19 protein-coding genes and 1 pseudogene are annotated in these 23,290 nt (G+C 38.1%); 3 read left to right on the forward strand and 17 right to left on the reverse strand.

What is annotated here, in order from left to right; all coding sequences use genetic code 11:
* Window positions 1-6 precede the first annotated feature (6 nt).
* The 16 genes and pseudogenes from AAKU52_RS13125 to AAKU52_RS13200 all read right to left on the reverse strand — a co-directional run bounded on the left by AAKU52_RS13125 (window position 7) and on the right by AAKU52_RS13200 (window position 15,402).
* Entirely contained in the window at window positions 7-861 is an 855-nt protein-coding gene (locus tag AAKU52_RS13125; protein WP_354334203.1) for an MbnP family protein, read from the reverse strand.
* Window positions 862-1,319: 458 nt separating this feature from the next.
* A complete protein-coding gene (locus AAKU52_RS13130; protein WP_354334206.1) occupies window positions 1,320-1,694 on the reverse strand; it encodes a hypothetical protein in 375 nt (124 codons plus the stop codon).
* 163 nt (window positions 1,695-1,857) lie between these two features.
* Complete coding sequence (locus AAKU52_RS13135) at window positions 1,858-2,496, reverse strand: TlpA family protein disulfide reductase (RefSeq protein ID WP_354334208.1); 639 nt, start codon at window positions 2,494-2,496, stop codon at window positions 1,858-1,860.
* Between the two features lie 8 nt (window positions 2,497-2,504).
* Window positions 2,505-3,611, reverse strand: a complete 1,107-nt coding sequence (locus AAKU52_RS13140) for an efflux RND transporter periplasmic adaptor subunit (protein ID WP_354334210.1) — start codon at window positions 3,609-3,611, stop codon at window positions 2,505-2,507.
* A gap of 28 nt (window positions 3,612-3,639) precedes the next feature.
* Window positions 3,640-6,828: an efflux RND transporter permease subunit gene (locus AAKU52_RS13145; protein WP_354334212.1), complete on the reverse strand. Its 3,189-nt coding sequence runs from the start codon at window positions 6,826-6,828 to the stop codon at window positions 3,640-3,642.
* A gap of 5 nt (window positions 6,829-6,833) precedes the next feature.
* The gene (locus AAKU52_RS13150; RefSeq protein ID WP_354334214.1) at window positions 6,834-8,186 is read right to left on the reverse strand and encodes a TolC family protein; all 1,353 of its coding nucleotides are present in this window, start codon (window positions 8,184-8,186) and stop codon (window positions 6,834-6,836) included.
* Between the two features lie 102 nt (window positions 8,187-8,288).
* Window positions 8,289-8,726, reverse strand: coding sequence for a hypothetical protein (locus AAKU52_RS13155; RefSeq protein WP_354334216.1), 438 nt, complete (start codon window positions 8,724-8,726; stop codon window positions 8,289-8,291).
* 37 nt (window positions 8,727-8,763) lie between these two features.
* Window positions 8,764-8,859, reverse strand: a pseudogene (locus AAKU52_RS13160) (YgaP family membrane protein); the annotation flags it as partial.
* 25 nt (window positions 8,860-8,884) lie between these two features.
* Complete coding sequence (locus tag AAKU52_RS13165; protein WP_354334218.1) at window positions 8,885-10,087, reverse strand: MFS transporter; 1,203 nt, start codon at window positions 10,085-10,087, stop codon at window positions 8,885-8,887.
* Window positions 10,088-10,151: 64 nt separating this feature from the next.
* Entirely contained in the window at window positions 10,152-10,565 is a 414-nt protein-coding gene (locus AAKU52_RS13170) for a DUF6691 family protein (protein WP_354334220.1), read from the reverse strand.
* A gap of 74 nt (window positions 10,566-10,639) precedes the next feature.
* Window positions 10,640-11,197 (reverse strand): YeeE/YedE family protein, encoded by a 558-nt coding sequence (locus AAKU52_RS13175; RefSeq protein ID WP_354334223.1) that lies wholly within the window; start codon window positions 11,195-11,197, stop codon window positions 10,640-10,642.
* Window positions 11,190-12,032: a universal stress protein gene (locus AAKU52_RS13180; RefSeq protein ID WP_354334225.1), complete on the reverse strand. Its 843-nt coding sequence runs from the start codon at window positions 12,030-12,032 to the stop codon at window positions 11,190-11,192. The genes AAKU52_RS13175 and AAKU52_RS13180 overlap by 8 nt, the downstream gene beginning before the upstream one ends.
* 3 nt (window positions 12,033-12,035) lie before the next feature.
* Window positions 12,036-12,386 (reverse strand): rhodanese-like domain-containing protein, encoded by a 351-nt coding sequence (locus tag AAKU52_RS13185; RefSeq protein ID WP_354334228.1) that lies wholly within the window; start codon window positions 12,384-12,386, stop codon window positions 12,036-12,038.
* A gap of 17 nt (window positions 12,387-12,403) precedes the next feature.
* Window positions 12,404-13,825, reverse strand: coding sequence for an MBL fold metallo-hydrolase (locus tag AAKU52_RS13190; protein WP_354334230.1), 1,422 nt, complete (start codon window positions 13,823-13,825; stop codon window positions 12,404-12,406).
* A 65-nt stretch (window positions 13,826-13,890) separates the two neighbouring features.
* Complete coding sequence (locus AAKU52_RS13195) at window positions 13,891-14,691, reverse strand: sulfite exporter TauE/SafE family protein (protein ID WP_354334232.1); 801 nt, start codon at window positions 14,689-14,691, stop codon at window positions 13,891-13,893.
* A gap of 66 nt (window positions 14,692-14,757) precedes the next feature.
* Window positions 14,758-15,402, reverse strand: coding sequence for a Crp/Fnr family transcriptional regulator (locus AAKU52_RS13200; RefSeq protein WP_354334234.1), 645 nt, complete (start codon window positions 15,400-15,402; stop codon window positions 14,758-14,760).
* 190 nt (window positions 15,403-15,592) lie between these two features.
* On the opposite strand from AAKU52_RS13200, the gene ppsA reads away from it, so the two are divergent.
* Window positions 15,593-17,992 (forward strand): phosphoenolpyruvate synthase, encoded by a 2,400-nt coding sequence (ppsA, locus tag AAKU52_RS13205; RefSeq protein WP_354334236.1) that lies wholly within the window; start codon window positions 15,593-15,595, stop codon window positions 17,990-17,992.
* 154 nt (window positions 17,993-18,146) lie between these two features.
* Window positions 18,147-18,722 carry a DUF1003 domain-containing protein gene (locus tag AAKU52_RS13210; protein WP_354334238.1) on the forward strand — a complete coding sequence of 192 codons (576 nt, stop codon included), beginning with the start codon at window positions 18,147-18,149 and terminating at the stop codon, window positions 18,720-18,722.
* A gap of 22 nt (window positions 18,723-18,744) precedes the next feature.
* On the opposite strand, the gene AAKU52_RS13215 is transcribed toward AAKU52_RS13210, so the two are convergent.
* Window positions 18,745-20,085 (reverse strand): MBL fold metallo-hydrolase, encoded by a 1,341-nt coding sequence (locus AAKU52_RS13215; protein WP_354334240.1) that lies wholly within the window; start codon window positions 20,083-20,085, stop codon window positions 18,745-18,747.
* A gap of 379 nt (window positions 20,086-20,464) precedes the next feature.
* On the opposite strand from AAKU52_RS13215, the gene AAKU52_RS13220 reads away from it, so the two are divergent.
* Window positions 20,465-22,963, forward strand: a complete 2,499-nt coding sequence (locus tag AAKU52_RS13220; protein ID WP_354334242.1) for a cation-translocating P-type ATPase — start codon at window positions 20,465-20,467, stop codon at window positions 22,961-22,963.
* The last annotated feature ends 327 nt before the right edge of the window (window positions 22,964-23,290 follow it).

The following is a 23,290-nucleotide window of genomic DNA, read 5'->3' on the forward strand; positions in this document are numbered from 1 at the left end:
CTTTTTTTAATTTTCAGTATGATCGTGTTTGAACATTTCTAAAAAATTTGTAGCAACATTTACGCTGTATTGGCTAAACATTACATTGGGATGAGCAGCAATACTAAAGTTATTTTTGCCATTAAACACTTTCATAGCATCTACAAAAAGGTGAATATTGCTCTGACGGTCTTTTCTAACTTTAGCCACACCTGCTGTAGTAAGGTCTACCGTTATTGTTTTAATATTGTTTATTGTTGGTGCACTATAACCACCGAAACCACCAATATGGTATTTAAACTGTTTCTTACCGGTGGGGTCACCATTTACATCATCAGAAATAGCTGCTGCATTGCCTTCCATTTTAAAGAAAATATATCCGGCGTTCCAGCCCCAATACATTCCACCTAAATCATTGCCTCCGTTAGAAGCAGGATCCAGCACTCCAGTCCGCTTGTCAATTGGCATGGTACTGCGCAAACTATCCACACCCAATGTAAAGGTTAATTTAGTATAGTCGCCTTCAGGCACTCGCACCTTAGCGAAACGACTGGCTTTGTCAGCACCATTGATTAGAAAGTAACTGCTATCGGGGTTTACCGTGTATGTTTGTCCACCAGCTGTAGTCACTTTAATATTGCTAATGAAATACTGAAGTAGGGAAATGGAGAATTTTTCACCTGCTGCATTTGTGTACAGACTTGCGGTGTTATTAATAACAAATGTTCTTTCGCCAACAATATTATCAAACTCTACAGATAGCGGAGCGAGGTTAGTTTCAACAAATTCCGGCGCCGGATCTTCGTTCTTTGAACAAGACGAAATGAACAGGATGGCACTTAGCATTAAAATCCATTTAAAGTTTAAGAGATATGTTTTCATGATACTTTTGATTTATTTGGGATAACTAATTTTTTTGTTTGTGATAAATTCCTTGTCGTTACTATTTCTATAAAAGTAATAATTGATTAATTTACTTTATTGCAAGCGGTATCCTTTTCGCTAAAACTTATTATAGCGGGAAATTCCTACCAATTAGTGTTCGTTGGAATTCCGAAAGCGCTTTAATAACATTTAATTACATCATTAAATACAAGCCTAAAAATTTTCGCATCATCAGGAATTTATATTGGGTATACTAAAATTATCCCACAAATTTTATGTGTTAATTTAAAATTATACTTAATAATAGGGGTACTAGAATTACAGGTGCCTTGAAAATCCGCTAATAGTTTTTTCTATTGATCAACTTAAAGTTGATCAATAGAAAAAACTATTCAAACCAGACATAGCATGATATAACTATAAATTTATTCTAGAAAAATTGGATTTAAACCTGTTTAACAAATAGCTTTTGGGGGTTGGAATATTGCAAACGAACGATGAACAGTTTTGAGAACTGGCTTATCAATATAAAAAATCTTTACGCTCGTTTTTTTTAAGGTATAGGATAGGTTTATTGTTGGAAGTGCTTCCTGGTAATGGTTTCTATGGTTTTCACGTTCTTGCTTTTTCTCCTTTTCCTGAGCCTGTTCCAGTTTTTTCATTAGGAAACATTTGCCTTGGCAATTCATCCATGGACGACTTTTGTTTTCACATAGCTTTTCAGCAATGTATGCCTGGTTCATTTCAAAGCCAGCATAAATAAAGAAACGCGAGAAATTTGAGCCAATCAGCGCAAACAATAATGATATCGCAATTATCCTATTCAACATTTGCTGCAAATATATAGATATTAAAAATCGAATCAAGGTAATTCAAATGAATTTATTAAAACAATCCACTTATAGAAATATTCATCAAAATAGTAGCGGCTGTCGTATTTTTACACTGCCCCAAAAAAGTTAGACACAATTTGGGGCAGTGTGAATTAGGTGTTTATTTATTGAGGTTATCGATAAATGCAGTAACTTCGGGATTACTATAATCGGCACCTCCTAAATGATGGAAAGCCATATTTCCTGATTTATCCAAAATAACAGTTGTCGGCATGGAACCTGCAAAATATTCTTCTGGAATCCCGCCCGCTGGGGTATACACCGGCAGACTGAACCCTTTATTCTTCATAAACGCGCTGGAGGCTGCATACTTTCCATCAACATCTACCATAATAAACATGACATTTTTATTGTCTTTATATTTTAGGTAAAGATTATCAATGGAAGGCATTTCGGCAATACAAGGTGGACACCAGGTGGCCCAAAAATTAATAAACACTACTTTACCTCTCTGTTCAGAAAGTTTGATGGTTTTACCCTCACCATCCAAAAACAATACTTCTTGGGCTGGCACCTTTGCTACAGCTGCCCCGCTTTCTTTACCTGCTGTTTTGGGTAAATCAGGCTGAAATAATCCTACCTTCATTAGGTTTTGTATGACAAAGCCTTTTACATCAGGACTAAAAATCATAGCCATCACAAATAGCATCAGCACGATTGTGCTCAAGTTGGAAAAGGTGAACCATTTCTTGTTTATCAATTGCTTATTTGTATCGTTTTGTTTTTTTGTTTCTTTCATGATATTTTTTATTTAATTATTATCTTATTACCTTCTATTAATTCTTCTGATCCTATTTTAACAACTTGATCCTCCTCTTGCAGCTCCCCAAATACTTCCTGAAGATCCCCTTTCCGTATTCCCGTTGCTACTATAACTCTTTTCAATAAATTATTGTCAACGGTGACCACAAATATGCCCGACTGCGCATGCACAATACTACTTACAGGTAGCCATAACGTTGGGTATTCCCTGCGCATCTTTAATTTTACCTGAGCATATTCACCGCCTGCAAGTACATTTTTTGTATTTAAAACATCAAATTCTGCTGTAACCGATCTAGATCCCTGTTGTATAAAATCACTTTTACGCGAAAGTGTGGACTGGAATTCTTTACCGGGATAGTCGCTTACTGTAAATATTACTTTTGTATTTTTCCCTAGCGATTGTGCGTGTTTTTCGGGTATGGCAATCGTTAACCTTAGGTGATTGGTTTGTGCAATTGAAAATAATTCTATATTTGTATTATCCCCTACTAATGCACCCACAGACACATTTTTAGCGGTTATAATTCCATCAAAAGGAGCAGTAATTCTTAAATATTGCTGCAGTTGTCCCGATGCCCTGGTATTTGCCTTTACAGATGCATAAGCAGAACTGTCGCTTCTGAATTTACTTCTTGCTTTATCTAATTCAATTTCTGCTACAGCACCTGCCCTGGCCGCTGCTTTCTTTAACCTTTCGAATGACTGGCGGCTGTATAGGTAGTCTTCATAAAACTTGTTTTCTACAGATTTTGCAGAAAGATATTGCTGACTAATTTCCGGTGCTTCCAGTAAGGCCAACAGCTGACCTTTTGTAACGCGGCTTCCCCTATCAACCATGATTTTCTTAACAAATCCTTTTACTTTTGGGTATAGCATCACTTCCTCATAAGGTTTAAGCTCTCCTGGAAGTTCCAGTGCATAGGAAGGCTGATCGGATATAGGATAAACAACCTGAACCTCGGCCAACTTTTCAGCTTTGGCATTGGAAGTTTCCTTGTTAGGCTTTTCTTGCCCACAGCCTGCCACAATCAACAATACGGAAATAATTAATGCTGAACTTTTAAAGTTTTTAAATTTGATGCGTTTCATATCGTATAATATAATTCTTGCGTGCATTTTAAGGGTTTTGAACTGATGATTGATTAAACAGATTTTTATTTTCCGGGTCATCGGGATCGAGTGTCGGACTAAAACGGGTACTATTTTTCATTATTAATGCATATAAGTGGGGTAACACCAATAAGACCGTCAGGGTAGATAAAACTAAACCACCAATAACTGCCTGTCCTAGTGGAGCAACTTGTTCACCCCCATCACCCATACCAAGCGACATAGGAATCATTCCTGCAATCATGGCTAGCGTAGTCATAATAATTGGCCTTAGCCTAGACGAAGCTGCCAGAAATGCAGCTTGCCTGGCAGCAAGACCACGGGTTAAGCGGTTCACTTCTGCCTGGTTGACCATTAATACGGCATTAGATACTGAAACCCCGACAGACATAATGATGCCCATATAAGATTGGAGGTTAAGGGTACTTCCAGAAAACAGTAGCATCATCAAACTTCCACCAATTACTGCAGGAACAACAGATAAGATTAATCCGGAAACTGCAAAAGACTGGTAGTAGGCGGTTAACATCAGAAATATAACTACAATAGCAACTAGAAGTCCCGTTTGAAGTCCTGAAAGTGTGTCCTCGAGCAGTTGCATTAACCCCTCCGTAGACACGATTACGCCACGTGGTGGTTCTCCTGCATTTTGGATCACTTCTTTAACAGCTTTTGAAGCGGCTCCAAGATCAGACTGATAAGTATTGGCTAATACACTCACATATCTGTTTGGGCCCTGCCTGTTCACCTGTGCTGGGAGTTTAACCATGCGAAGCTTCGCCACATCCTCTAAAACTGGTCGCGGCTGACCAGATTTCAAAGGCAAAGCACGCAATTTATCTAACGATTTCATTGCTGATTCAGGAATTTGAACCTGCACCTGGAAGACCAGTCCAGATTTAGGATCAACCCATAAGTTTTTATTGGTAAAGCGGGTAGATGAAGTAGCCATGGTTAACGCACGGGCTACATCTTCCATCGTTAAGCCGAATTGACCGGCAAGTTCCCTATTCACATTTATTTGCACACTAGGCGAGTTTACAGGTTCTGCAATCCTTACATCCCTTAAAAATGGCACCTTTAATAATTCTGCTTCCAGCTTTTTGGCGAACTTTTCTGCCCCTTTCAGTTGGCTGGCAGCAACTTTAATCTGTACTGGAGTCATAGCACCCTGGCTCATGATTTTTTCAACCATCTCAATAGGTTCAAAATTAATTTTAAGCTCTGGGAACTTTTCACGAACTGCTATCCGGATATTTTCTTTCAACGCTGCAATTGAACCTTTATATTGTTGCTGATCAATCGAAACTTGAAGAACTGATTCATGTGCACCGCTGGTGAACAAGAAAATCGGATTAATGGCTGTAGCAGAAGGCTGTAAACCTACAAAGGCTGAACTTATCTTTATCGCATTAGCAGGGAGTTGATCCTTAACAATTGCTGTCACTTTCTTTAAATAAGCTTCAGATGATTCCAACCTGCTGCCCTCGGGGGCGACAATTCTTAATTGTATGTCGCCATTGTTACTTGCTGGCATTATATCCGTTCCTATCACCAATCCACCACTAAGTACCAACACGATTGATATGATGGTATAAATGCCAATGACTTTTCCCGTTCTGTTTTGGCTGTAACGGGTCAGAATAAGGTACCTGCGCTTAAACCTTTCAAACCAGGTCAGTTTCTTCTTATGCAGGCTTACTTTTTCATGCACCAATAGCTCTGGCTTCATCAGCCAGTTGGCTAATATCGGCACAAAGGTTTGAGAGGCAACAAAAGAGGCAATCATAGCAAAGGCAACCGCCATTGATAGCGGCATAAACATATCTCTTGGTATTCCGCTCATCATAAATGAAGGGATAAGAACGGCAAGAATACAAAGCAGGATCAATACTTTCGGCACGGAAATTTCTAGCAAAGCATCAAGAATGGCCCTTTGCTTGGGCTTTTTCATCTCAAAATGTTGGTGAATATTTTCAATGGTCACCGTGGCCTCGTCGACGAGTATACCAATCGAAAGTGCCAGTCCACTTAAGGTCATCACATTAATGGTCTGACCGAACATGTAGAGCATAATTACTGCCGAAAGTATCGCAATTGGAATGGTGAGCACCACAATCAGTGCCCCGCGGGAATCACCAAGGAAAAGAAAGATCATTATTCCCGTTAACACTGCCCCTAATACACCTTCATGGATAAGGTTCTCCAATGAACGCTCAATATAACCAGACTGGTCGAAGACATATTTAATTGCCACATCTTCAGGCAAAGCGGCTTTTAGCTTTGGAATAGCGGCTTTTAAATTCTCGACCACCTTTATTGTTGAAGCATCTGCCTTTTTAATTACTGGCAAATAGACTGATCTTTTTCCGTTAATGATGGCATAACCCGTTGTGATATCTGCAGCATCCTCTACAGCAGCAATATCCTTGATAAAAACAGTTTTACCTGGCTCTGATTTCACCGGAATATTAAGAAACTCTTCTGGGCCATTTGCGATCGTATTCACAGGACTCATCAAGTTCTGGTCGCCTATACGAATGTTTCCTGCAGGTGAAGGAAAGTTATTTTTAGCGATAGCCATCGTCACTTCTTCAGCAGAAAGACCATAAGATTGCATGAGCTGGGGATCCACCTTAACAACCATCGTTCTAATATTAGCACCAAAAGGAGCTGGTGCAGTCACTCCGGGAATCGTGACAAACATTGGCCTGATCTTAGTCATGGCAAGGTTTTGAAGTTCTGTAATAGAGCGTTTTGGACTTTCAAAAACCAATTGACCAATGGGCAGCGAACTGCCATCAAAACGAACCACCTGTGGCGGAACGGCTCCAGGTGGTAGAAAACCCATCGCTCGGGATACCTGGGTAGCTACTTCTGCTGAAGCCTGTGCCATATCAGTACCTGGATAAAAGGAAAGTTTCATCAGGGTAAATCCCTGTATACTTTTAAAATCTATATTTTCAACCCCACTAACAAAAATCAGCACCTTTTGAAATTCATTGGCCATAAAGCCATCCATATAAGCAGGCGTTAAACCACCGTAAGGCATAGCAATATAGATTACAGGAAGTTCAACCTTAGGAAATATATCAACATTAATATTTCGTATGGCGGTAAAAGAAAAATAAGTGATAGCTAATACGGCTACCATTATGGAAAGAGGTTTTTTTAATGCAAACCGGATCATATTCATAGCGTTTAGTTAAAATGTGTGGACAAGTAATTAAAATCACCAGAAATCTCAGAATGGGTGGTCACCAGGCTCCAAAGCACTTGCTGTGCTTCAATTGCCTCCTTTTCAGCGCTTTGCAGCAAAAACTGGATTTGCAATAAATCGGTAAGGTTGATCAGTCCACCCTCATACCTCGAAAGGTATAATTCATAAGCTTCTTTGGCTTTATTTTGCGCCATGTTATTTTCCAATACCTGTTGCTGCTGTTGTAAAATCCTTTCCGATACGGCCGCTAAAGAGGTATTCATCTGCAACTTCTGCAGCTCATATTTCGCAACCACACTTTGAACAGTTTTTTCTGCGCGTTTCTTTTCCAGAGAACTGGTATAAGCGCCACTGATATTCCAAGTTAATCCAATGCCAATCAGGTAATTATTTGTATAATTATAATTCCTATGGGTATTGATATCGCTTCCCCTGGTCGATAAACCGCCTAAAATAGAGAGTGTGGGGAATACTTTGCGGGAGGCGAACGCTTCCCGGGCCTTTTCATATAGCACTTCTTTATTTAGCACCTGTAAGTAGGGATGGCTTAGTGATACCGAATCAGTATTTTGCTGAAGGTCATTATAGAGAAGAAAAGATTCTTGTGGCAAAACGAAATCTTGCTGTGGAACTACCTCAGTCATATTGATTTTACTGGCATTATATTTTCCCTGCCACTCCTTCTGGTAGGCCATTGCCTGTGAATAAGAAGAGGAGGTAAGTGATGTATCGGCCCCAGGTTTTAAGCCTGCCTGCGCCAGGCTAACGGAAAGATCCATGATTTCTTTCACCCTTTTCACATGCTGTTTTGCCCATATTAAGTTGGAATAGCTGTAAAGAATTTCAAAATACAAACGAGTTACTTTTGTTTTTAAAGAAAGACCTGCAGCATCGTAACTGCTTTTTGCACCCTGAACCTGGTATTCAGCAGCTTCAACAGCTTTCCGTTGTTTTCCAAACTCAAAAATCTTCCAGTCCATTAATACTGAACCATAAGTATTAACAGCTGCATTTTGTCCGGTTTCTGCGGTTGAACTGTTACCAGTAACATTAAAGATCCCCGGTACAGGAAAAAAGGCACCATTGCTTCCGGCAAAAGTACCATAAGAGTTTTGCGCTTGTAATTGTACTTGTGGCAAAGAACGGCTTTGTACTTCTTTTTTATTAAACTCGTATTCACCAATGTGTGCTTCCTGTGCTTTTAGTCCAGGATAGGTATTACTTGCCTGTTCCCAGGCCTGATTTAAAGAAAGGGTATTCGACTGCTGCGCCATTGAAGGTATGCTCAGCAGTATCGCCAGAAAAAACGGCAGTTGAAGAAGATACTTCATCATCTTTAGAAAATTAGAATTATAGAAATTGTTGAAATAGAAATTATTGCGCTGAATTAAAAACCAGCACAATCTGAACAGGAATACCTGTTTAGCAAAACAATTCTATAAGAGAAGAAACCTATTTTGTAAAAACAAAGGCAGATACGACCACTGTAACAAGGAATAAGGAACAGGCAAAACCGCATGATCTTTAATAGTTACACGAAGTGAAATAAGAAATCCCGGTAAAAGGAAAAACAAAAGAGGAACCATCGCAATTTTGGATGATTCTGCGTGGGTTAAAGATTGGATTTTCTCCATCCCCTGATTTAAGGTATTACAACTTTTAAAAGCATCATCCACCGTTGCTTTAGCAATAATGGGTTTAACTAATTTACCAGAAGCAAAATACTCAAAACTTTCACCGGAGAGAAAAGATTGGAAACCTTTTCTCACTGAACAAGAAGAAAGCAGACAAATAATAATCAACAAGCCAATGGATAAAGGCCTAAGGCCTTTAACAAGAAATTGATCAAAAATTGTTCTGACTTTAATATTCATTGGCGACAAAAGTAGTGATTAAAATTCGAAAAAAGGACTAAGTAATTTCTTGATTGGGTTTTTTAGTACTGATGCCTAAGAAATGATAAGCAGGGCAAAAGTTAATGAAACTGGTCAAAATAAATACCGCAGCTACAAGAAGGAGTTAAAAGTTTTTACTAAAATAAGCACTTCATTCTCCATTGAATAATTAACGCTGATAATAGGGTTAAAAACCCTATTACCCCGATAGCATAGTTTACCCCAAGAGCATCTGCCAATACCCCCGATAAAATGGCCCCGAAAGCATAACCCGAGTCCCTCCACAACCTAAATATACCAATACTTTCAGCTCTTTGATTAGGAGTTGTATCTTCAGCAATTGCCACAAGGAATGCCGGATAAACTACAGCAGTACCTAATCCAAGAACAATAGAAACGAAAATATAATGAGCTTGCTGAGTAGCATAAACTAAAGCTATAATAGCTATTCCCTGTAGTAGCATACCCCAAAAAAGCAATTTCTTTCTACAGATTAAATCAGCGAGCTTACCCGTAAATAATTGTCCCAGGCCCCAAACGGCAGGATAAATGGAGACAATAATTCCGATTTCCAAAAGGTTATATCCTTTCGCAGCTAATAACACTGGCAGTAAACCCCAAATCATCCCATCATTCAAATTATTAATCAAACCTGCCTGCGTAACAGAAGAAAGGTTAGGATGACGAAAGGAAGTATCTAAAAAGATATTTTTCAACGGTTTAAGTAAAGAAGATTTACTTTCCTGAGCAACAAATTTCCGCGTATCCTTTACCAGAAATAAGCTACTTAATAAACCTAAAACAGATAAGACTACACCAATCAGGAAAGGATAAGGTCTTAATCCATAATTATTTGCTATATAGCCACTAAACAAAGCAACTACGGCAACGGCAAAATAACCTGCAAATTCATTCAATCCCATGGCAAAACCACGGGATTTATCTCCAACCAGGTCAATCTTCATTACTACAGTAGAAGACCATGTTAAACCTTGATTAATACCAAGGAGTACATTGGCCATAATAACCCAGTTCCAGTTATCTGTAAACATCAGAATGAAAGGAACAGGAATTGCTATTACCCACCCATAAACAAGCAGGTTTTTTCTTCCGATTTTATTGGCTAATGTACCTGCAAAATAATTAGTAATGGCTTTTGTAAAACCAAAAACAACAATAAAGGAAAGAATTGCAGATTTTGCTAAAATTGCAAACTCTTGCTTTGCCAGTTCAGGTAAAATGGTCCGTTCTAAACCAATCATTCCACCTACAAAAGCATTAATGACCACCAGAATGGTAAATTGTTTCCAGTTTTCACGTAACCCTTGTTTGACCTCCATTATTTTTTTTTAAAAAAGTAAGACAATTATTGACGAGCTTGATAAGAAAGAAATTAAGGTAAATTTAGTGTGGTAGTTTATTTTTCAACAGCCCATAAAGGTAGGTGCCGACTAAAGCCCCAAATATGACGATTAACATTGCCCAATACCCAAAACCAATGTTAACGAACATAGGCCCCGGACAAGCTCCTGTTAAAGCCCAACCTAGTCCAAATATGGTACCTCCAATGATATACCTTGGCCAGCCTTTGTCTTTATCCTGAAACACAATTGGGTTGCCTCCAGAATCTCTGATTTTAAACTTTTTTATTAGAAAAACACCTAGCGTACCTAGCGCTACAGCTGTCCCGATAAACCCATACATATGGAAAGCCTGAAAACGAAACATCTCCTGAATACGATACCAGGAAATAGCCTCTGATTTGCTCATGATAATACCAAACAAAATTCCGGCTAATATAAATTTAATAGATTTCATAGTTTATAAAAATATAATTATTAATAAAATGAATTAAAGTAATAAAGAAAGAAGCTTTAATAAATTCAATTAATTTAAAATAAAATTGGCATGATTAAATGTGTCATTGCAAGTCCGCCAATAAAGAAACCAACAACAGCAATTAAAGATGGCATCTGTAGGTTTGACAATCCAGAAATGGCATGACCAGAAGTACAGCCACCTGCATACCTAGATCCAAATCCAACTAAAACCCCTCCTCCTAATAAAACTAGCAGCCCTTTAGGTGTGCTCATAAATTCCCATCCAAAAATTTGACCAGGGTTAATATTTCCATCAAAGAAAATACCTAATTCTTTCAGATCAGCAATAGTAGCTGTTGAAAGTTGCAGTGGCTGGTCACTTTTAAGTAATGTAGAAGATATAAACCCTCCAATTATTGCCCCAACCAGAAAAAGAAGATTCCATTTCTGCGTTTTCCAATCAAAATCAAAAAACTTCACACTTTTGCCAGCACCAGCGATGGTACACAGTGTTCTTAGATTAGAAGAGAATCCAAATGATTTTCCAAAATAAAGGAGCAGAAACAAGATAAAAGCAATGGCGGCACCTGAAGTGTACCAAGGCCAAGGTTGGCTAATAAATTCAAGCATTTTCTTTTAATTTAAAGGTTAACAAGGGTTTTTGACAATGATTAACAAGGCGTTCTGCGATGCTACCAAATAATAAATGAGCAATACCAGTACGGCCATGGGTGTTGATGCAAACCAAATCCATTTCTGCTTCTTTGTTGAAATTAGAAACACCATTGGCAACCTGACGATCCTGATGAACGTGAATTTCAAAACGCTCAAACTCATGTTCTTCTGCAAATCGTTTCATTTGTGCATTGATTTGACCCACATGTTCTTCATCACCTTCTTTCAAGATTTGCAGCAAATGTATGGTGCTACCAAAAGCAGCGGCTAAATCTTTCACCAGATCAATTTGAAGCCCCTTCTCGATGTGATAGAAATCTGCTACAAAAAGAATGTTTTTTAAGTCATTGATAGCGGTTCCTATTTTTAGGGTAAGTATTGGTACTTTCAAATACCTGACTACCTGCTGTGCTGCTGAACCAGAAATTATTTCCATCAAACCGTCAGCTCCTTTAGTAGCCATAATAACAAGATCTGCAGCAAGCGCAGCAGTTACCAAATGGATTTGATCTGTTAATAATCCGATTTTAATATGCGCTTCGAAAGTTCTACCAGCTTGACGTAACCCATCAAAATAGGTTAGCGCTTCCTCTTTTCTTTTTTGAAACACAGTAACATCTATAGCTTCCGCCAAGTCAGGGTTTCCCTCTATTATAGATTCATTAGCCTCAATAATATGCAATAAATGAACTTTAACGGCAAGCCTTTCTGAAATCAAATCTGCCATTAAAAGTGCCTGTTCACTTAAAGGTGAAAGGTCAGTAGGAATTAATATATTTAATGTTTTCATTTGTTATTTTTTATGAGGCCATGCCCCTATTCCGCCAACCAAATTATAACACTTCAGGCCAAGCTTTTCCATTAATTTGGCAGCATTACCACTTCTATTGCCACTCCTGCAAAACAGGAAATATTCCTTTTCAACAGCAAGAGTTTGTATTTTAGTCTGGAAAGCAGCACTCGTAATAGCTATATTTTTTGCCCCAGCTAGCGTTCCGCTTTGGAATTCTTCAGGCGTACGAACATCAATCAAAACTGCATTTTTAGAACTTTCAAACTGTTGTTTAAAAGCAGCACCGTCTAAGTCATATTGATTTTTCGAAAAAAGACTATTTACCATATCTTTAAATTTAATCTTGAACATAATAACATTTTCAATATTTAGGATAACGTGCTTGGACAAACAAAAGGGCTGAGATTAAGCTTACCAGATTCTTTGATCGCGTTAAAACCACCATTAATATCAATCAAGTTATCAAACCCTCTAGCTCTTAAAATAGAGTTAAAAATCATAGACCGGTAACCACCTGCACAATGAACGTAATAGGTCTTATCTTTATCTATTTCAGACAGGTGCTCATTTACATAATCTAATGGAAGGTTTATAGCACCAATTAAATGCTCCGAGGTATATTCATTATTTTTACGAACATCCAGCACATTCACTGCTACACCTTTTTCCATTCTTTCTGCCAACACTTCTGGAGCTATAGATTCAATCTGATCTATTTCTTTTCCTGCTGTAGTCCAAGCTTCCATACCACCTTCTAAATAGCCAATCGTATGGTCATAACCAACCCGTGCTAACCTTGTAACGACCTCTTCTTCCCTACCATTATCTGTAACCAATAAGATGTTTTGTTTAATATCAGGAATCATAGCCCCTACCCATGGTGCAAAATTACCATCGATACCAATGTTTACAGCATTAGGAATAAATCCTTTAGCAAAAGTTTGCGGCGTACGCGTATCCAATATTAATGCTCCAGCATTATTAGCAGTTTTTTCAAATGCTTCGGGCTTTAATGGTATCAGACCCCTTTCTAAAACCTCATCAATACCCTCATAACCTTGAATATTCATCATTACATTTAAAGGGAAATAAGCAGGCGGAGGTAAAAGGCCTTCGGTAACTTCTTTGATAAATTCTTCTTTAGTCATATCAGCTTTTAAAGCGTAATTGGTTTTCTTTTGATTGCCTAAAGTGTCTGTTGTTTCCTTACTCATGTTTTTTCCACAAGCACTGCCAGCACCGTGTGCTGGATAAACAATAATATTGTCTGCCAACGGCATTATTTTATTTCTAAGGGAATCAAATAAATAGCCTGCTAATTTATCTTGAGTAAGGTCTGCAACTATTTTTTGAGCCAGATCGGGTCTGCCAACATCGCCGATAAATAAAGTATCGCCAGAGAAAAGAGCCTTTTCCTCGCCATTTTCATCTTTCAAAAGATAGCATGAACTTTCCAATGTGTGCCCTGGGGTGTGCAAGACTTTAATGGTTACTTTACCAACTTTAAATTCTTCTCCATCTTTAGCGGAAATAAATTCAAAATCAGGTTTCGCTGTTGGACCGTATACAATTACAGCACCTGATTTTTTAGCTAGGTCTAAATGCCCAGACACAAAATCTGCATGAAAATGAGTCTCAAAAACATATTTTATTTTTGCACCATTGCGCTCTGCTTTATCAAGATAAGGTTGCACTTCCCTTAAAGGATCAATAATTGCAGCCTCTCCGTTACTTTCAATGTAATAAGCACCTTGTGCTAAACATCCGGTGTAAATTTGTTCAATGATCATATCTTTTATATTGTGATTCAAATATCTGGCTTAAATAAGCTTTAGACGGTGACTTAAGTCACTTATTAATTTTTTAAGAAAATTTCTTTTATAAGTATATAGCAACCCATAATTAACACAAACCACCCAAATCCCTTCTTTAGTTTATTACTATTAATTCTTTTATTTAAATAACCACCTGCAAAAATCCCTACAGAAGCAATAGCTGATATTTTAAGTAAAAAGAACCAATCTATCTGAAAATGACCCAGGTCTCCGGCAAAACCAATTAAAGAATTTAAGGCAATAATGAGCAAAGAAGTACCTACAGCTTCTTTCATAGGCATGCCGACTAACAATACCAATGTTGGAATCAGCAGAAACCCTCCCCCAGCGCCCAATAATCCTGTTGCAATGCCTATTCCTATACCATAAAGCAAAAGCTTGGGCAGGTTTACTGGTTTGGTCGCTGCTATTTCAGGATCAATTATTTTTTTATCCCTTATCATTGCAATGGATGCCGCAAGCATCAATATGGCGAAGAGCACCATTGTCATGATGTTTTCTGTTACCTCAAAATCGCCTAAATTGATCAAATGTTGAGGTATGGCAGGAATAACAAACTTGCGGATAAGAAAAACAGTTGTAATAGAAGACATACCGAACAGCAACGCCGTTTTAACATTGACTAGTCCTTTCCTAAAATTATTATAAGCCCCCACAAGACTAGTTGTACCCACAATAAAAAGAGAGTAGGATGTAGCTAAGAGTGGGTTTACGCCAAATAAATAGACCATTACCGGAACGGTGAGAATGGAACCACCACCACCAATAAGACCGAGCGAAATACCAATAAATGCAGAAGCGAAATAAGCAATGATTTCCATATTTGTAATTATAATACAAATATGTCAGCTTAAATTCTGTTTAATGGTGACCAAAGTCACACAATATTATTTTAAATATTCAATAAAATTCCGGTGGAGCATCACTTTGCCACGCTGTTCCATTTTTTTTAGAAGTCGCGAAATCACCTCTCTGGAAGAATTCAGGTCGCTGGCAATTTCACTATGTGTAATGACAAGTTTCCTGGTCTTTAAGTCGTTATATTGCTTGGAAAGATAGAACTCCAGCCTTTCATCCATTGCCTTAAAAGAAATATTATCAATAACGATCAGTAACTCTTCAAACCTTGTACGGTAAGTTTCCAAAACGAAATAATACCAGGTTTTATAGTCTTTCATCAAGGTATCCATCAGGGCAATAGGGATTGTCAATACCGTAGTTTGATCAACGGCTTTTGCCATCACTTCGCTAGTTTCTTGTTTAGCGGCACAAACCAGCGACAAAGCGCAGGCATTTCCAGGCTGCAGGTAGTACATAAAAAATTCCTTTCCCTCGTCTCCTTCCCTGTATAATTTAACCATACCTTCAACAACAAGCATCGTAGTACGCATGTTCTGCCCGGTTTGCATCAGCAATTCTCCTGCTTGAAAAGATTTAAGCGCCCCATTTTCAATTAAAATATTTTTTAAGGCCGGCTCAAATTGAGGAAATAATTGATTGATATAATTAGAAATGATAGCATCTTTTACCATAAGGAATAGTCAAATTTAATTATAAAGTTAACACTACTTTACATATATGAGTACAATTACTTTAGTTAGCTGGAAACAAATCATTTATGACTAATAATTATTTTTTCTAAACCACAATATCATTAGTAAATCATCAATACAAAGTTTAACTTTAATATATAAAAGGTTTTGATTTATATAAAAAATTATTATGAATTCATTCATTCTTCCCTTTGAGAAAATAAACTTGGGCCATTTGGCCGAAACTGGTGGAAAAAACGCATCGCTAGGCGAAATGTTCAACAAATTGAAGTTTTTAGGCATTAAAGTACCTGATGGATTTGCGGTTACAGCAGCGGCCTACCAATATTTTTTAGCTTATAACAAAATCGAAGAAAAGCTGAAACAGCTGTTAGACACCATTGATAGTAAATCTTTATCTAACTTACCTGATATAGGAAAACAGTGCCGGCTATTGGTAGCAGAAGGAAAGTTGCCGGACGATTTGAAGAATGAGATTTTGAAATATTATGCTTCATTAAATTCTGCTGCCAATGAAACCACTTCGGTTGCCGTTCGCAGTAGTGCCACAGCTGAAGATTTACCTACTGCCAGTTTTGCCGGCCAACATGATTCCTTTTTAAATGTCAATGGCAACGAACTGTTATTAAAGGCTGTACTTAAATGCTATGTTTCTTTATTCAATGACAGAGCTATCAAATACCGTATTGATAATGGTTTTGAGCACATGGATGTTGCTTTATCAGTTGGCATACAGCGAATGGTTAGAGCAGATAAAGGTGCTGCCGGAGTAATTTTCACCATAGATCCAGAGACTGGCTTTAAAAATGCTATTTACATTACTGGTGCATGGGGTTTAGGAGAAAACGTGGTGCAGGGAGCGGTTAATCCTGATGAGTTTTGGGTATTTAAACCTTCTCTTGAACTTCACAAAGAGTCCATTATAGGAAGAAATCTGGGCGACAAAGCAAATACAATGGTCTATAGCGAGGACCCTCTTGCCGAAATACCCATCCATAATATAGAAACACCTGCTCAAAAACGCGCGCAATGGATATTAACGGATACCGAAGTTCAGCAACTGGCAAAATGGTGTTATGAAATTGAAAAACATTATGGCATGGCAATGGATATTGAATGGGCTAAAGATGGCGAAGATCAGGAAATTTATATTTTACAGGCAAGGCCTGAAACCGTGCATTCTCAAAAATCAATTGGCAAGATAAAAAATTATAAACTTACCGAAAAAGGCACCGTATTGTGTACCGGTAAAGCAGTTGGCAGAACCATTATTAGTGGCAGGGCATGCATTATCAATTCCTTAAACGAAGCCTACAAATTACAACAAGGAGACGTTCTGGTTGCAGATAATACCAACCCCGACTGGAATAGTTTATTGCGAAAGGTTGTCAGCATTGTAACCAATAAAGGAGGCCGTACCAGTCATGCTTCAATTGTTGCCCGCGAGCTTGGCATTGCAGCTATTGTTGGTGCTGGCAATGCAACACAGGTAATTAAAGACGGGCAGCTGATTTCTGTTGTCTGTACCGAAGGTGATGAAGGACAAGTTATGGATGGCAGCGTTGCTTTTGAGGTAACGGAGACCGACCTTTCAACAATTCCTGTTACCATTACGCAGCCCATGTTTATTCTGGCCGACCCAGACCGGGCTTTTGAATTATCGCAATTCCCCTCCAAAGGCGTAGGGCTTTTACGCATGGAGTTCATCATCAACAACAGCATCCTAATACACCCCATGGCATTAATCAATTATGATCAATTAGCTGATAGCCCGGAAAAAAAGACCATTGCCCACCTTACTGCAGGTTACAAGAGCAAAAGAGATTACTTTATATCGAAATTATCTGAAGCTATAGCCAAGGTTGCCGCAGCTTTTCACCCCCGTGATGTAATTGTACGCATGAGCGATTTTAAAAGCAATGAGTACGCATCGCTGGTTGGCGGTCGTTTATATGAACCAAAAGAAGAAAATCCCATGATTGGTTTTCGTGGCGCATCACGCTATTACGATGAGCGCTATAAAGCTGGTTTCGGACTAGAATGTGAGGCCATTCTCCGCGTACGCAATACCATGGGATTAACAAATGTTAAAGTCATGATCCCTTTTTGCCGTACCATACAGGAAGCTAAAAATGTTTTGCAAACAATGGAGGAGTTTGGTTTGAAGCGTGGTAAAAATGGACTGGAAGTTTATGTAATGATTGAAATACCCAGCAATGTTATTCTGGCAGACCAATTTGCAATGCTCTTTGATGGTTTTTCTATAGGCTCTAATGACCTTACACAACTCACCCTTGGTTTAGACAGGGATTCGGAAATTGTAAGTCACCTGTTTGACGAGAACAACGAAGCCGTAACCATAATGATTGCCCAGGCCATTAGAGCCGCTAAAAAAGCAGGAATTAAAATAGGTTTATGCGGACAGGCACCAAGTGATTTCCCTGCCTTTTCTCAATTTTTAGTAGCCAATGGCATTGATTCCATCTCTTTTACTCCGGATGCACTTCTTAAAGGAATTCAAAATATTTCGGAAGCTGAGAAAATCAAACATACCGTTGCAAAGGCATAACAATACAGGTATCAGCTCTAGCTCGACATCGTTTTGTGCAATACTTATACCTTTTGTTGCTATACTTAAAATAATAAGCGATAATTTAGAACATTGGAAACCCTTAAATATTTTTTAAGCCGTTCTATCAAAAAATAAATTAAGCTACATAAAGATGCAAACTAAAAAAATAAACAACAATAAAATTAATGAAGAGGTAACTTCAGATGAGAATGAATTCATTCAAAAGCTTCATGATATTGTACAGAAAACAATTCAGGAAGAAGACCTTATTCTCAACAATTTATTGCACCCCACCAAAGAAACGCTTACACCTAGCCAAAAAATTTCTGATCGGGTAGCACAATTTGGTGGAAGCTGGAAGTTTATTATTTCATGTTCTGTAGTTTTAGCGATATGGATTACCTATAACGTTAACGTAAAAAGCAGCGAAGCCTTTGACCCTTATCCTTTTATTCTCATGAACCTGATCCTTTCCTGCATTGCTGCGCTGCAGGCACCCATCATTATGATGAGCCAGAACAGGAAGGAAGAAAAAGATCGAATGAGAAGCGAGAATGACTACCTGATTAACCTTAAGGCAGAAATGGGTGTAAGGAGCCTTCACCAAAAAATGGATTTATTACTGGGGGATCAAATAAAAAAGCTTTATGATTTGCAAGGTGTACAACTCAATATGCTTCAGGAAATCAATAAAAAGCTGGATGAAAACCACCAGACAAAAAGGTGATGATCATCCAACATACTTTTACTTAAAAAAAGTCTTTCACCGCAGTACTTAAATCATAAACTTTTGTTTGTGCAGAAAATTCACCTTCTATAATACTGCTGGCTGCTGCACTGCGATAACCACCTGCACAATGCACCATAATTGGCTTATTTGAAGGTATTTCAGCAATTCGGCTACGCAGTTCGGGTAATGGAATATGTAGCGCGTGCTCAAATCCTGCATTTTCTGTAACTTCACTCCTGTTACGTACATCAACGATGGTGTAAGCCGAAGGGTTTTCCTTAAAGTCAATTATAGCTGTTTGATCAGAACTGGTATCACCAGCAATTAAAACGAAGGCTTCTTTAATAAAGCTTTCATAACCTATTTTTGCTGTCCTTAAGAGCAGGTCATTTAAAGCTTTATTGTTCTCTGCCACAAGATAAAAGGGTTCGCTAGGTTTTATAATACTACCTAACCAGGTTTCAAATTTACCATCCGCCATAATATTTATTGCTCCTTTTAAATGGGAGGTTTTAAATGCAGCCGCTGACCTTGCATCTACAATAACTACCTGACTATCAATAATTGTGCTGTCCCAATTAGTTCTTTTTACCTTTTCTAAAGCGAGGTTAAGCGCCATTGCACCTTTCCTGTTCAATTCTACATCAAAAGTAAAGTAAGCAGGTATAAAAGGCTGATCGGCCAAAAGCTTTGTTATAAACTGACTTTCAGTCATTTGCTGCAGTGACCAGTTGCTTATTTTCTCCGCACCCATAGTACTGCTGTTGGCCTCACTTAATCCTTTTCCACACAGTGTACCTGCACCATGAGCCGGATAAAGCAATACCTCGTCATCGAGGTTCATCAGTTTTTCCCTTAAAGAATGGTACATCTGTTTAGCCAGATCTTCCCGCTTTGAGGTAATGTTTCCTGCACTTTCACGAAGATCTGGGCGGCCGCAATCACCTATAAACAACGTGTCTCCTGTAAAAACAGCATAATCTTTTCCCTCCTGTTCTAATACAATAGATATCCCATCTGGTGAGTGCCCCGGCGTATTCACTGCCTTTAGCATAATCTCTCCAAAATTCAATTGTTGTCCATCATCAAAAGTATGGTGTGGATATTCGGCTCCTATCAATTTAGAACAATAAATAGTTGCACCAGTAGTTTCATGCAATTCTAAATGACCACTTACAAAATCAGCATGTGGGTGGGTTTCTATTACCCCGATAATTTTCGCCTTATTACTTGCCGCATAAGCAATATAAGGACTAAGATCACGCGAAGGGTCAATCAACACGACTTCATTTTGACGCTCACTTAAAACGGCATAAGAATAATGGGAAAGGCTTTTATCTTCAAACTGTTCGATTTTCATAGTTATATTTATGTTTTTAACGGTAATGAAGCTATCATAAGCTTCTATTCATTGTTAATAAAGTTGGTTAATTAGCTACAAAGATAAATGATCCTTTTATCATGGTTAGTGACATAGGTCACACAGCAACAGCACTCGATAAATGAGGTGTTTATAAATACAAATTGCGCACTTAGAAACTGGTAGATTGGCAGATCGTTGATAGGTCATTGGTAGGTCGTTGGTAGGTCGTTGGTAGGTCAAAATGACCTGCAAACGACCTACCAATGATATGGTAATGATTTATAAAAGTTTAACTTACCTAGAAGTGAAGTCTTATTTAAAAGTTATCATTAAAAACACTAACTTAACCCTATCTAATTTCCCGATCGTCCCCCATATGTCAGCTAATAATTTCAATATTGAAGGTTTAACAGATGAACAAGTACTTGCAGCAAGAGCCAAGCATGGCGACAATCAGTTAAACTACAAACAAGAAAACGGTTTCTTGGATGCTTTAAAAAGCCTGGCGAAAGAGCCAATGGTGGTGCTCCTTTTAGTAGCCTCTACTGTTTATTTTATAAGTGGAAACAAAGGCGACGGGTTATTCCTTGCCTCAGCTATTATCCTGGTATCCGTTATTTCTTTATATCAGGATTCAAGAAGCCGGAAAGCTTTGGCTAATTTAAAAGACTTTACACAGCCCAGTGCCAAGGTGATTAGAAATGGTGTAGAGCTATTAATTAAGAGCGAAGAGCTGGTTATTGGTGATGCATTGATGATTGAAGAAGGTACAGCTATTGGAGCAGATGGGGTGATTATTCATTCGAATGACTTCTCTGTCAATGAGTCTGTACTAACCGGTGAGTCACTTTCTGTTTATAAAGATAAAGACAATGAAAATAATTTAGTTTACAGGGGCACAACCGTAGCAAGTGGCTTAGCTATTGCCACAGTTAGCGCAATTGGAAAAGAAACTAAATTAGGGAAAATTGGCGAAAGCCTGGAAAGCATTAAAGAGGAAAAAACTCCTTTAGAGCAACAAATCGGAAATTTTGTAAAAAAAATGGTCATCGCTGGGGCTATTGTATTCCTTATTGTTTGGAGCGTCAATTTCTTAAATACCCATAGTGTTATTATTAGTTTGTTAATGGCCCTCACCCTGGCCATGAGTGTTTTACCTGAAGAAATACCGGTGGCCTTTACTACTTTTATGGCCATGGGGGCCTGGAGGTTAATGAAAAAAGGCATCATTGTAAAACAGATGAAAACCGTAGAAACCTTAGGCAGCGCTACGGTAATCTGTACTGATAAAACCGGAACGATTACAGAGAATAAAATGAGCCTGGCGAAATTGTATGTTTTTTCGTCGCAGGAAGTTTCAAATCTTGGCGATGAATTAAATGAGGAGCAACAGCAGCTGATCCGGATGGCAATGTGGGCCAGTGAGCCTATTCCATTTGACCCTATGGAAATTGCTTTGCATAAAGCCTATGCGGGATTTACCTCGAACGATGAGAGGCCAAATTTTAAAATGATTCATGAATATCCACTTGGTGGCAAACCACCAATGATGACCCATCTATTTGAAGACCAGAATGGTAATAGAATTATCTCCGCCAAGGGTGCTCCAGAAGCATTAATGAAAGTGTCTAACTTAACTGATGTAGAAAAACACAAAATAGAAGGTGAAATTGCGTTACTTGGTGAAGATGGTTACCGTTTGCTCGGTGTTGGCGAGGCAACCTTTGCCGGAAACGATTTTCCTGATGAACAGCAACAATTTCAGTTCACTTTTAAGGGTATCGTTGCTTTTTATGACCCACCGAAAAAAAATATACAGGCCGTATTTGAGGCTTTTCACAAAGCAGGTATAACAGTAAAAATTGTTACTGGCGACAATACCGCGACAACAATTGCAATAGCGCGCCAAATAGGATTTAAAGGTGCAGAGAAAAGTTTAACTGGCGATGAGTTGATGAAATTAGCCCCTAAAGAACTACAGGAAAGGGTTTTAGAAACCAATATTTTCACTAGGATGTTTCCCGAAGCCAAGTTAAAAATCATTAATGCCTTAAAGGCTAAAAATGAAATCGTAGCAATGACAGGAGACGGAGTGAATGATGGCCCAGCCTTAAAAGCGGCACATATTGGAATTGCCATGGGAAAAAAAGGGACTGAAATAGCTAAACAAGCAGCATCGCTCATTTTACTCGAAGATGATTTATCTAAAATGGTTGATGCCGTTGCTATTGGAAGAAAAATTTATAGCAACCTAAAAAAAGCTATTCAATACATCATTTCTATTCACATTCCAATTATATTAACCGTCTTTATACCTTTGGTACTTGGTTGGATTTATCCTAACATCTTCTCTCCCGTTCATGTTATTTTCTTAGAATTGATTATGGGGCCTACGTGTTCTATCATTTATGAAAATGAACCTATGGAAAAAAATACCATGATCCAAAAGCCAAGGCCATTTAGCACCACATTCTTTAGTTGGAAAGAATTGGCGACAAGCGTTGTACAGGGATTATTGATTACTGCTGGCACATTATTTATTTATCAATATGCTGTAATCCAGCACTTAGACGAGCAACTTACCCGAACAATGGTATTTACCACGCTTATTTCTGCCAATATTTTTCTTACCCTGGTTAACCGTTCTTTTTATTACTCCATTTTAACGACATTAAAATACAAAAACAACCTGGTTACAATGATTTTAGCGATTACGGTAACGATAACAGGATCATTGGTCTACGTACCGACTTTCGCCAAATTCTTCGGTTTTGAAGCCCTAAACAGTTACCAGCTTTTATTTTGTTCAGCTATAGGTTTTATATCTGTGATATGGTATGAAGGGGTAAAATGGAAAAAAAGAAAGATGAAATAGGTACTTATTAAAGTTAGTAAATTAGAGGAATGAAAAATCGATTTAAATTCTTTTGATATTTGAATTTCAAGCCAGGTTTTCAGATGAACTTAACTGTGTTAAACATTTATCGGATATGAATTGGCGAGCGTGGGGATATCGGCCTTAAAGGTGGATCCAGAATGCATACAATTTTAATAAGTTGCAATAAATTAAATTATAGGCAAAACTAAAAGGAACAGTTTTGTTACAATTTAAGACCGTTGCAAGGCAATATGTGATTTAACTAATTGATTAACAATAAATTACACTTGTTTTTTTTGTTATTTAGGATATTTTTATGTATTT

Source organism: Pedobacter sp. CG_S7 (genome assembly GCF_040544395.1).
GTDB lineage: Bacteria > Bacteroidota > Bacteroidia > Sphingobacteriales > Sphingobacteriaceae > Pedobacter.